7 protein-coding genes are annotated in these 9,963 nt (G+C 71.0%); 4 read left to right on the top strand and 3 right to left on the bottom strand.

The genetic code is table 11. The annotated features are described in order from the left end of the window. On the bottom strand, positions 1 to 499 hold a 499-nt coding region (gene rsgA, locus ASL10_RS16535), incomplete at its 3' end, for a GTPase RsgA (protein WP_369794380.1). A 73-nt stretch (positions 500 to 572) separates the two neighbouring features. Continuing rightward, positions 573 to 1,988, bottom strand: a complete 1,416-nt coding sequence (aroA, locus tag ASL10_RS07560) for a 3-phosphoshikimate 1-carboxyvinyltransferase (protein WP_056046052.1) — start codon at positions 1,986 to 1,988, stop codon at positions 573 to 575. A gap of 96 nt (positions 1,989 to 2,084) precedes the next feature. Here aroA and ASL10_RS07555 point away from each other — a divergent pair, with 96 nt between their 5' ends. Genes ASL10_RS07555 through ASL10_RS07545 form a run of 3 tightly spaced genes read left to right on the top strand, consistent with a single transcriptional unit; the run spans position 2,085 to position 3,514 of the window. Further along, entirely contained in the window at positions 2,085 to 2,771 is a 687-nt protein-coding gene (locus tag ASL10_RS07555) for a sigma-70 family RNA polymerase sigma factor (RefSeq protein ID WP_082460271.1), read from the top strand. Next, positions 2,768 to 3,013 carry a zf-HC2 domain-containing protein gene (locus ASL10_RS07550; RefSeq protein WP_043593711.1) on the top strand — a complete coding sequence of 82 codons (246 nt, stop codon included), beginning with the start codon at positions 2,768 to 2,770 and terminating at the stop codon, positions 3,011 to 3,013. The genes ASL10_RS07555 and ASL10_RS07550 overlap by 4 nt, the downstream gene beginning before the upstream one ends. 60 nt (positions 3,014 to 3,073) lie before the next feature. Continuing rightward, the gene (locus ASL10_RS07545; protein ID WP_056046047.1) at positions 3,074 to 3,514 is read left to right on the top strand and encodes a GNAT family N-acetyltransferase; all 441 of its coding nucleotides are present in this window, start codon (positions 3,074 to 3,076) and stop codon (positions 3,512 to 3,514) included. A gap of 1,031 nt (positions 3,515 to 4,545) precedes the next feature. On the opposite strand, the gene ASL10_RS07540 is transcribed toward ASL10_RS07545, so the two are convergent. Beyond that, the gene (locus tag ASL10_RS07540) at positions 4,546 to 8,319 is read right to left on the bottom strand and encodes a multifunctional oxoglutarate decarboxylase/oxoglutarate dehydrogenase thiamine pyrophosphate-binding subunit/dihydrolipoyllysine-residue succinyltransferase subunit (protein WP_082460270.1); all 3,774 of its coding nucleotides are present in this window, start codon (positions 8,317 to 8,319) and stop codon (positions 4,546 to 4,548) included. 122 nt (positions 8,320 to 8,441) lie between these two features. Between ASL10_RS07540 and ASL10_RS07535 the strand changes: the two genes are divergently transcribed. Further along, the gene (locus ASL10_RS07535; protein WP_056046043.1) at positions 8,442 to 9,878 is read left to right on the top strand and encodes a GuaB1 family IMP dehydrogenase-related protein; all 1,437 of its coding nucleotides are present in this window, start codon (positions 8,442 to 8,444) and stop codon (positions 9,876 to 9,878) included. The last annotated feature ends 85 nt before the right edge of the window (positions 9,879 to 9,963 follow it).

Here is a 9,963-nt window from a genome sequence, read left to right as displayed (position 1 = left end):
CCCCCGCGTCGAACGCCGCCACCATGTAGCGGTCGACCAGGCGGGGCCGGGGCTCGGGGTCGGCAGCGGCCACGACGATCAGCATCTGGTCGGCGTTGGCGACGATGACGCGCTCGACGGCGTCGCTGTCGTCGGCACTGCGCCTCAGCAGGGTCGAGCGGTCGTGCACCTTGACGATGCGGGCGAGCGACCCCTCGGAGCCGCTCGTGTCCCCGACGACGCCGACGCGGTCACCGGTCACGACGCTCTTCTTGCCGAGCTCGCGGGCCCGCGCCGTCGTGATCTCGCGTTCGTCGGGGGTGCCGGCGTCCATCAGCACGCCGTAGCGGCCACGGTCGACCGTCCAGACGACGCCTTCCTCGGCGTTCGCGTAGGCCGGGCGCTGCTTGGTGCGCGGCTTGTTGCCCTTGGGGTTCGGGCGCACCCGCACCGAGCTCTCGTCGTACTGGGCGTAGTCGCCCTCGTCCTCCGCGTCGTCGCCGTCGCTCCACCAGCTCATCGTGCCTCGCTCATCGTCGACCGTGCCCCGCTCGTCCTGCGCCGTGCCCCGCTCATCGTCGTCGGCCCGGCGCCTAGAGGAAGCCGAGCAGGTCGATGTCGGCGGGGCTCTGGCGGACGGACCGGCCGAGCATCTCGTCCCACAACTCGACGAACTGCGGCAGCGTCTTGCCGACGACCCGGACGTCGTCGAGCTCGACCCCCTCGACCGCGAGGCCGATGATCGCCGCCGCCGTCGCCATGCGGTGGTCCTCGTAGGTGCGCCACTGGCCCGCGTGAAGCGGGGACGGTTCGATGCGCAGGCCGTCCTCGAGTTCGGTCACCGCGCCTCCGAGGGCGTTGATCTCGGCGGCGAGGGCCGCGAGGCGGTCGGTCTCGTGGCCGCGCAGGTGGCCGATGCCGGTGATCGTGCTCGGGCCCGACGCGAGGGCGGCGAGGGCGACCAGCGCCGGGGCGAGCTCGCCACCGCGGGACAGGTCGACGTCCACGCCGGGCAGCGAGCCGCCGCCGACGAGGCCCACGCCGCCGTCGACGGTGAGGGTGTCGCCGTCGAGCGTGACGGACGCACCCCAGAGCGGCAGCAGCTCGATGAGGTCGGCCCCGACCTGGGTCGTGTCGGCGGGCCAGTGCGGGATGGACACGGTGCCGCCCGCGACCAGGGCGGCCACGAGGAACGGCGCCGCGTTCGACAGGTCGGGTTCGATGACGACCTCGCGCCCTGCGATCGGCGTCGGCGGCACGATCCAGGTGCCGACGGCGGGCGAGGCGACCTCGACCCCGCGCTGGGCGAGCGCGTCGATCGTCATCTCGATGTGGGGCAGGCTCGGCAGGCGTTCGCCGGTGTGGGTCAGGGTGAGGCCGCGCTCGAAGCGCGGGGCCGACAGCAGCAGCCCCGAGACGAACTGGCTCGAGGCCGACGCGTCGATCTCGACGTCGCCGCCCTCGACCTCGCCGGTGCCGTAGAGGCTGAAGGGCAGCGCGCCCCGGCCGTCGTCGTTCACCTCGACGCCGAGGGAGCGCAGGGCGTCGATCGTCGTGCGCATGGGGCGCTTGCGGGCTCCGGCGTCGCCGTCGAAGGTGACCGGTCCGAGGGCGAGTGCGGCGACCGGGGGCAGGAAGCGCATGACCGTGCCGGCCAGGCCGCAGTCGATCGTCGCGCCGCCCTGCAGCTCGCCGGGCGTGACGACCAGGTCGGGGCCGAAGGGGGAGTCGTTCGGGAACTCGGCGACCGTCGTGCCCAGGGCCTTGAGCGCCTCGATCATGAGCGCCGTGTCGCGGGAGTGCAGCGGCAGCCGCAGCGTCGACGGCGACGAGGCGAGCGCCGACAGCACGAGTTCGCGGTTCGTCAGGGACTTCGACCCGGGCAGGGACGAGGAGGCGCGCAACGGCCCGGAGGCGGTGGGCGCGACCCAGCGCCCCTCGTCGACCTCGGGAACCTTCCCGTCGCCGTAGGGAGAGAACTCGGGCCCGGAATACCTGTACACCTGCATCGGTTCACCACAGTAATGCAGCAAGAACCTGGAGGACCTGTGCCTGTCGCACTCGCACCGAGGGAAATCACCGTCGCCGAACTAGAATCGGCCCTGATGAGCACCCCCGAGGGCCACGAGCCCACACCGACCGCCGCCGTCGAACCGACCGAGGCCGACGTCGACGCCGCCCTCGAGGCGGTCGACGCCGACGCCGAGAAGCGCGCCCTGTTCGAAGAACAAGCGCTGCCGTTCATGGACCAGCTCTACGCCGCGGGGATGCGCATGACGCGCAACCCGGCCGACGCGAGCGATCTCGTGCAAGAGACGTTCGTCAAGGCCTACGCGGCGTTCGCGCAGTTCCAGCAGGGCACGAACCTCAAGGCCTGGCTCTACCGCATCCAGACCAACACGTTCATCAACACGTACCGCAAGAAGCAGCGCGACCCGTACCAGGGCACGATCGACGAGTTGGAAGACTGGCAGATGGGCGGCGCCGAGTCGGCGACCCGCGCCTCCGGCTCCACCCGCTCGGCCGAGGCCGAGGCGATCGACCACCTCCCCGACAGCGCCGTGAAGGACGCCCTGCAGAAGGTCCCCGAAGACTTCCGCATGGCCGTGTACTTCGCGGACGTCGAAGGCTTCTCGTACCAAGAGATCGCCGACATCATGAAGACCCCCGTGGGCACCGTGATGAGCCGCCTGCACCGCGGCCGTCGCCTGCTCCGTGAACTCCTCGCCGACTACGCACGCGATCGTGGCATCGCCGTTCCCGTCGGCTCGTCGAAGGGCGGAAAGAAATGACCGACTGTGGTTGCACCAAGGCCAAGGCCGAGCTCGAAGATTACCTGCACAACGAGTTGTGCCGCGAGGACGCGGCCGACATCCGCGAGCACATGGCGAACTGCGGCGACTGCTCGGGCGAGCACAAGGTCGGCGTCGTGCTGACCGAGGCCGTCCAGCGGGCCTGCCGCGAGACTGCACCCGAAGACCTGCGTGCCACGGTGCTCGCGCGCCTGCGCGAGCTGCAGTCCGCCCACCGCTAGTCGTCGCGCTCCGTGCCCGGCCGGTCGTCACATGACGAACGGCTGCGCTAGCGTCGTGGCATGACCGCAACGGTGCAGCCCCTCGGCATCCCGACCGCCAGCGACCTCGACGACCTCGTGTCGTTGATCGGCCTGCTCGGTTACACGCTCGACGCGGACGTGCTGTCCGCGCGCCTGACGCGGCTCACGGCCGACGCGGGGCACGAGACGTGGGTCGTCCGTGGCGACGACGGGCGCATCACCGCCGTGGCCGGCGGTCACGTGGTGTGGGCGTACAACGACGACGCGCCGACGGCCGAGCTCCTGCTGCTCGTCGTGTCGGCCGAGGCCCGCCGCGACGGCGTCGGTTCGTACCTGCTGGGGCACTTCGAGTCCTGGGCCCGCGGGCACCAGGCGCGCGTTCTCAACGCCGTCTCGGCCGCCGCGACCGACTCGGCCAACCGGTTCTACCGCAAGCGCGGCTACCACGAGGCCGGCGTCCGCTACTCGAAGCTCGTCTGACCGCGGCGGTCCCGTCTCCTCCTGACGCTGGCCGCCCTCCCGGTGCTGGCCGCGGCGACCCGCCGATGGCCGCGTCGTCCGGTGCTAACCGTCCCGCCTCAGGCCGTGCCGCCCCGCCGCAGGCCGTCCCGCCCCGATGCTTGGCCACGCCGTCCCGCCGCTGGCCCAGCCATGAGGCGCGGTCCTTCCCCGCGGTGCCGACTGCTTCCGCGGCCAGCGGTGTCGCGGAGAAAGCGTTGTGCCTGGTGCGTCGGCAACTCCTGGCTGGTGTCGTCCTGACGCGGCTGGAGGGGTGCTGCGCACGCAGGAGTCCTGACTTGCCGACCGTCGACAGGGCTGTGCTCGCCGGTCGACCATCAGTGCCGGTGCGGTGCGGTGCGGTGCGGTGCGGTGCGGTGCCGTGCCGGTGCCGGTGCCGGTGCCGGTGCGGTGCGGTGCCGGGCCGGGTGCCGGTGTCGATGCGGGTGCCGTTCGTCGCACGCATGTGTCGGCAACTCCGGAGAACGGTCGTACATCGGGGTGCTTGCACGCGCTGCGGCGACAGGAATCCGGAGTTGCCGACGGTGCCGGCGCGGACTCGAACCCGAGACCGGCCCGGGCCGATGTACGTGCCGTCCGCCGGCCCGTCCCGCGGTCCCGCATCGATCCGCGTCGGCAAGTCAGGACTTTTGCCGCCGTGCCGCCCTGGACAGTCCCCGGGGGGCACGTTTCTCCTGAGTTGACGACGCGCGAGGTCGGCGACGTGCGGGAGGCGGGAGACGGGAGGCGGCAGACAAGACGGGAGGTGGAGGCCGGGGCGGGCGCCGGGCGGCGAGAGGCGGCAGACGGCACGCGAGACGGGAGGCGGCAGACGAGACGCGAGGCGGGAGGCAGGGGAGAGGCGACGGGAGGTGGAGGCCGGGGGCGGGCGCCGGGAGGCGGAGGCCGGGGCCGGGGCCGGGCGGCGGGAGACCGGAGGGCGGGACCCGCGAGACGACCGTGGCCGCGCCTCCTGAAGGAGGCGCGGCCACGGTCGTGCGGGCGAGGACCGTCTACAGGTCGAGTGCCTCGGCGATCAGGGTCGCCTGCTGCGCAGCGCTCGCCTTGTTCGAGCCGGCGGCCGGCGAAGCCGACGCGGGACGCGACGCCACGCGGATCTGTCGGTCGAGGTGCTTCTGCAGCTCGAGCACGACGAACGGCCAGGCGCCCTGGTTCTCGGGCTCTTCTTGCGCCCAGACGAGCTCGGCGGACGGGTAGCGGTCGAGCACGCGGCGGATCTCGTCGAGGGGCAGCGGGTAGAGCTGCTCGAGGCGGACGAGCGCGACGTCGTTCTGGACGCCTCGCTTGTCGAGCTCGGTCGACAGGTCGTAGTGGATCTTGCCGCTGTGCAGCACGACGCGCTTGGTCGACTCGGGCTCGGAGACCCGCGTGCAGTCGAGCACCGGCTCGAAGCGACCCGAGGTGAAGGCGTCGACCCCGCTGGTCGCGCCACGCAACCGCAACATGGCCTTCGGGGTGAAGACCACGAGCGGACGACGCGGGCGGGCGTAGGCCTGACGACGCAACAGGTGGAAGTACGACGCGGGTGTGGAAGGCCGCGCGATCGTCATGTTGTCCTCGGCGCAGAGCTGCAGGAAGCGTTCCATGCGGGCGGACGAGTGGTCGGGGCCCTGGCCCTCGTAGCCGTGCGGCAGCAGCAGGACGACGCTCGAGCGCTGACCCCACTTCTGCTCGGCCGACGAGATGAACTCGTCGATGACCGTCTGGGCGCCGTTGCTGAAGTCGCCGAACTGCGCCTCCCACAGCACGAGCGCGTCGGCCCGCTCGACCGAGTAGCCGTACTCGAACGCCATGGCCGCGTACTCGCTGAGCAGCGAGTCGTAGATCCAGAGCTTCGCCTGGTTGTCGGCGACGTTCTGCAGCGGCAGCCACTCCTGGCCGTTCTCGCGGTCGTGCAGCACCGAGTGCCGCTGCACGAAGGTGCCGCGTCGGCTGTCCTGGCCCGCGAGGCGCACGGGGGTGCCCTCGGTGAGCAGCGAGCCGAAGGCGAGCAGCTCGGCGAAGGCCCAGTCGATGCCGCCGTTGCGGCTCATGTCGACGCGCTTCTTGAGCAGCTGCTGCAGCTTGGGGTGGACCGAGAACCCGGCCGGCGGGTTGTCGTGGGCGTCGCCGATGTCGTGGACGAGCTCGAGCGACACCCCCGTGGTCTCGGGTTCGCCCCGGGCGTCGTCCTGCTGGGCGACGGGACGCTCGAGGTCGGCGACGTCGCCGTCGTCGCTCGTCACGACGGGGATCGACCCGGTCTGCGCGGCGTGCGTCTCGGCGAAGGCGCGCTCGAGGCGCTCCTGGAAGTCCCGGTGCGCCCCGTCGTACTCGTCTTGCGTGATGTCGCCACGGCCGACGAGGGCCTCGGTGTAGAGGGTGCGCACCGAGCGCTTCTGCTCGATGAGGTTGTACATCAGCGGCTGGGTCATCGAGGGGTCGTCTCCCTCGTTGTGACCGCGTCGGCGGTAGCACACGAGGTCGATGACGATGTCGCGCTTGAACTGCTGACGGTACGAGAACGCGAGCTCGGCGACGCGGGCCACGGCCTCGGGGTCGTCGCCGTTCACGTGGAAGATCGGAGCCTGGATCGTCTTGGCGACGTCGGTCGAGTACACCGACGTGCGCGACTCGGACGGCGGGGTGGTGAAGCCCACCTGGTTGTTGATGACGATGTGGATGGTGCCGCCGACGCGGTAACCGCGCAGCTGCGACATCTGCAGCGTCTCGACCACGACGCCCTGGCCGGCCATGGCCGCGTCACCGTGGATCAGGATCGGCAACGTGCTGAAGGCCCCGGGCGTGCCGCGGTCCTGCTTGGCGCGCACGATGCCCTCGAGCACGCCGTCGCCGGCCTCGAGGTGCGACGGGTTCGCGGCCAGGTACACGGGGATGGTCTCGCCGACGGCACTCGTGAACTCGCCCTCGGTGCCGAGGTGGTACTTGACGTCGCCCGAGCCCTGCACGGTCTTGGGGTCTTGCGTGCCCTCGAACTCGCGGAAGATCTGACCGTAGGTCTTGCCGGCGATGTTCGTCAGCACGTTGAGGCGGCCGCGGTGGGCCATGCCGATGGCGACCTCGTCGAGGCCTTCGCGGGCGGCGTGCTGCATGACCGTGTCGAGCAGCGAGATGGTGGACTCGCCGCCCTCGAGGCTGAAGCGCTTCTGGCCGACGTACTTCGTCTGCAGGAAGGTCTCGAAGGCCTCGGCCTCGTTGAGCTTCGCGAGGATGCGCATCTGCTCGTCGTGCGAGGGCTTCGTGTAGGGCACCTCGAGGTGGTCCTGGATCCACTTGCGCTGCGCAGGATCCTGGATGTGCATGTACTCGACGCCGATGGTGCGGCAGTACGAGTCGCGCAGGATGCCGAGGATGTCGCGCAAGAGGGCGTGGGTGCGGCCGCCCAGGCCACCGGTGACGAACTCGCGGTCGAGGTCCCAGAAGGTGAGCCCGTGGCTCTCGATCGCGAGGTCGGGGTGCGTGCGCTGGCGGTACTCGAGCGGGTCGATGTCGGCCATCAGGTGGCCGCGCACGCGGTAGCTGTTGATCAGCTCTTGGACGCGGGCCGTCTTGCTGACGCGCTCGGCCAGGTTGACGTTGATGTCGGCGTTCCAGTGGATCGGCTCGTAGGGGATGCGCAGCGCCGCGAAGATGTCCTCGTAGAAGCCGCGCTGACCGATCAGCAGCTCGTGCACCTTCTTGAGGAACTCGCCCGAGCCCGCGCCCTGGATGACCCGGTGGTCGTAGGTGCTGGTGAGCGTGATGGTCTTGCCGATGCCCAACTCGACGAGCGTCTTCGAGGCCGACCCCTGGAACTCGGCCGGGTAGTCGAGTGCACCGGCACCGATGATGGCGCCCGCGCCCTTCATCAGGCGGGGCACGCTGTGGACTGTGCCGATGCCGCCGGGATTGGTCAGCGAGATCGTGTTGCCCTGGAAGTCCGCCGCGGCGAGCTTGTTGTCGCGGGCGCGCTTGACGATGTCCTCGTAGGCGGTCAAGAACTCGCCGAAGTGCATCTCTTCGGCCTTCTTGATGCCGGGAACGAGCAGGGCACGGGTGCCGTCGGGCTTCGGGATGTCGATCGCGAGGCCGAGGTTGACGTGCGCGGGGGTGACGACCGACGGCTTGCCGTCGACCTCGTCGTAGAAGACGTTCTGGCTGGGGAACTCCTTGAGGGCCTGGACCAGGGCCCAACCGATCAGGTGGGTGAACGACACCTTGCCGCCGCGGGCGCGCTTGAGGTGGTTGTTGATGACGATGCGGTTGTCGATCATCAGCTTCGCCGGGATCGTGCGGACGCTCGTCGCGGTGGGCACGGTGAGGCTGGCGTCCATGTTCGTGGCGAGGGACTTGGCCATGCCGCGCAGCGGTGAGACCACGTTCTCGGCCTCGGGCGTGGGCTGCTCGCCGGCCGAGGCGGGCTTCGCCTTGGCCTTGTCGGGCACCTGGGCCGGGATCGGCTTCGCCGCCGGCTCGACCGAGGTGGTGCGCGCGGCGGCCTTCTGGCCGGCGGTCGCAGCGGCGGCGGGTGCCGTCGCCTCAGCAGCCGGAGCGGCAGCGGACGACGCAGGAGGCGCGGGTGCGGTCTCGACGGACGGTGCGGAGGGCGACGTGGGGGCTGATCCGCCCTCGGGCGGCGTGTAGGCCTCGAGGATCGGCCACCACGACTCGTCGACCGAGTTCTTGTCGACCACCCACTGCTCGTAGAGCTCGTCGACGAGCCACTCGTTGGCCCCGAACTCGGCTGCAGCGCCGTCGTCAGTTGTACCGGTCACGTGGCTTGACACAGCCGATCGCCCACTCTCCGTTGATTGTTGATCAGTGCGTGGGCTGCGACGCCCACCCCCTCCACCTTAAGCGCAAACGGCCGGTCCTCGGCGGGACGACTCACAGGGATTACCGTGGACCCATGCGGTTCTACGAGACGACCCCCACGCACGATCTGACCTACTCCGACGTGTTCCTCGTCCCGAGCCGGTCGTCGATCACCAGCAGGCTCGACGTGTCCCTCTCCCCGGGCGACGGCACCGGTGCCACGATCCCGATCGTGTCGGCCAACATGAACTCGGTCACGGGCCCGCGCCTGGCGGCGACGCTGGCGCGTCGGGGCGGCCTCGGCGTGTTGCCGCAGGACATGCACCTGCAAGACCTCGACGCCGCGATCCGTTGGGTCAAGGACCAGCCCGTCGACTACGACACGCCGTACTCGCTCGACGCGGGGCAGACCGTCGAGCAGGCGCTCTCCGTCGTCCCGGCCGTCGAGGGCCACGGCATCGTCCTGCACGACGGCACGGGGGCGTACCTCGGCTGCATCGCCACCTCGCGCCTGGCCACGGCCCCGCGGGACGCGGTGCTCGGCGACCTGCTGCACGGCGCCCTGACCTCGCTCGACGCGGACGACGTCGACAGCCCCCGCGACGCCTTCGACCGCATGGTCGCGGCCGACATCCACTTCGCGCCCGTGCTGCGGCACGGTCGGGTCGTCGGCACGGTGAGCCGCAAGAGCGCGCTGCGGTCGACGATCTACCAGCCCGCGGTCGACGCCGACGGCCGGTTGCGCGTCGCCGCGGCGGTCGGCATCAACGGCGACGTCGCCGGCAAGGCGAGGGCACTCGCCGCCGCGGGCGTCGACGTGCTCGTGATCGACACGGCCCACGGCGACCAGGACGGCATGATCCGGGCCATCAAGGCGGTCTCGGCCCTCGGCCTGGGCCTGCCGATCGTCGCCGGCAACGTGGTCACCGAGGAGGCCGTCCGCCACCTCGTCGCGGCCGGCGCCTCGATCGTCAAGGTCGGCGTCGGGCCGGGCGCCATGTGCACCACCCGCATGATGACGGCCGTCGGCCGCCCCCAGTTCTCGGCCGTGCTCGAGACGGCCGCCACCGCCCGTGCCCTCGGCGCGCACGTCTGGGCCGACGGCGGGGTGCGCTACCCCCGCGACGTCGCGCTCGCCCTCGCGGCGGGTGCGTCGTCGGTGATGATCGGCTCGTGGTTCGCCGGCACCATCGAGGCGCCGGGCGAGCTGGCGAGCGACGAGCGCGGCCTCTACAAAGAGAGCTGGGGCATGGCCTCGACCAAGGCCGTGCGCGGTCGCTTCGAGCGCCTCGACCCCTACGAACTGGCCCGCAAGACGCTCTTCGCCGAGGGCATCTCGTCGTCGAAGATCTACCTCGACCCGCTGCGTCCCGGAGTCGAGGACCTCCTCGACATGATCACCTCGGGCGTCCGCAGCTCCTTCACCTACGCGGGGGCTCGGTCGGTCCCCGAGTTCGCCGAGCGAGCGCTCGTCGGCGTCCAGTCGGCGGCCGGCTACGAAGAGGGCAAGGCGCTCCCCGTCAGCTGGTGAGACGGGGCCGAGGTCGAGCGACGGAAAGCGTGCACGTGCCGTAAGATCTCCCGTCTATGGATGACCCTCCGTCTCAGACGACCGC

The sequence above is a fragment of the Frigoribacterium sp. Leaf8 genome (genome assembly GCF_001421165.1).
Lineage (GTDB): Bacteria > Actinomycetota > Actinomycetes > Actinomycetales > Microbacteriaceae > Frigoribacterium.
This window is presented reverse-complemented; position numbering and strand designations above follow the sequence as displayed.

Bases quoted from the DNA above. Each gene is read 5' to 3' on its own strand.
- ASL10_RS07555 (WP_082460271.1), top strand. From the start codon at position 2,085: ATGAGCACCCCCGAGGGCCACGAGCCCACACCGACCGCCGCCGTCGAA.
- ASL10_RS07545 (WP_056046047.1), top strand. From the start codon at position 3,074: ATGACCGCAACGGTGCAGCCCCTCGGCATCCCGACCGCCAGCGACCTC.
- ASL10_RS07550 (WP_043593711.1), top strand. From the start codon at position 2,768: ATGACCGACTGTGGTTGCACCAAGGCCAAGGCCGAGCTCGAAGATTAC.
- aroA (WP_056046052.1), bottom strand. From the start codon at position 1,988: ATGCAGGTGTACAGGTATTCCGGGCCCGAGTTCTCTCCCTACGGCGAC.
- ASL10_RS07535 (WP_056046043.1), top strand. From the start codon at position 8,442: ATGCGGTTCTACGAGACGACCCCCACGCACGATCTGACCTACTCCGAC.